Raw genomic sequence first — 1,320 nt, forward strand, 5'->3', positions numbered from 1 at the left:
GAGGCGGATTCAGGCGGTTATTGCAACACCGGGTGGATTGGTCGGGTTCGAGAGTAGTTGGTCGAGTGCTTCGGCGGGGTTGGCCCAGTTGAGGGTTTTGCGGGGTCGGTTGTTGAGCTGGGCGGCGACGTAGTCGAGGTAGTCGGCGGGGAAGACCGAGAGGTCTTGTCCTTTGGGGAAGTATTGGCGCAGAAGGCCGTTGGTGTTTTCGTTGGTGCCGCGTTGCCAGGGTGAGTGAGGATCGCAGAAGTAGATGTCGAGATCGGTCGCGGCCGCGATCTGGGCGTGGTTGGTCATTTCCCGGCCCTGGTCCCAGGTCAGGGTTTTCCGCAGGATCGCCGGGAGCTGACTCATCTTGGCGATCATCGCTTCTTGGACCGCGAGCGCGGAGTGATCGGCAGGCAGGTGCAGCAGGATCACGAACCGGGTCATGCGTTCGACCAGGGTGCCGATCGCTGAGCCGTTGTGGGCACCGGTGATCAGATCGCCTTCCCAATGCCCGGGCACGGCCCGGTCTTCGACCTCGGCAGGACGATCACTGATGTTGACCATGCCCGGGATCCGCGAGCCACGCTGCCCGACCGAGCGGCGAGGTTTACGCACTACACGTCCGCTACGCAACTGTTGATGCAGCTCACGGCGCAAACCACCACGGCCCTGAACGAACAAGGCGCGGTAGATCGTTTCGTGAGACACCCGCATCCGCTCCTCACCGGGAAATTCCGCCCGCAACCGATGGCTGATCTGTTCGGGACTGTACTTCTCGGCCAACCAGTCACCGACCTGACCAGCCAACCTCTCATCACCGGCCAGCTTCGAGGTTTTAGGCCGCCGCGCCCGAGCCTCGGCACGCTGCTGGGCCATGACGGCGCGATAGTGCACCTGCTGAACAGGCCCTCTACGCGGCTCGGCCCCGATCCGATACTCCTGCCGATACCGGATCGGGCGGCCATAACGACGCGGGCTGGCATTACGGCGGATCTCCCGCGAGATCGTCGAGGCCGCACGACCAAGCCGATCCGCGATCGAACGCACCGACTCTCCCCGCTCGACCCCGACCGCGATCTCCTCCCGCTCACTCACACTCAACCGAGCACGCGACCCACCCGAACCCACCACACCCACACGAGGTTTCACCCCACCAGCCTCAACGAACAACCGATGACCAGTACTACCCGACACCCCTACCGCCACCCCAGCAACCGAGGGCGACACCCCCTCACCCACCAACCCCCAAAACCGGCTCAACACAACACCCGACACACGAACCATCACAACACTCCCAGATCAGCAGCGTTGCAATGACTCCTTGAATCCGCC

1 protein-coding gene is annotated in these 1,320 nt (G+C 63.4%); it reads right to left on the bottom strand.

Annotation, left to right across the window (positions count from 1 at the left end):
* Nucleotides 1-9: 9 nt before the first annotated feature.
* Nucleotides 10-1,272: an IS30 family transposase gene (locus ABZ942_RS43815; RefSeq protein WP_357392280.1), complete on the bottom strand. Its 1,263-nt coding sequence runs from the start codon at nt 1,270-1,272 to the stop codon at nt 10-12.
* Nucleotides 1,273-1,320 lie beyond the last annotated feature (48 nt).

Source organism: Nocardia sp. NPDC046473, from assembly GCF_040645995.1.
Classification (GTDB): Bacteria; Actinomycetota; Actinomycetes; order Mycobacteriales; family Mycobacteriaceae; genus Nocardia.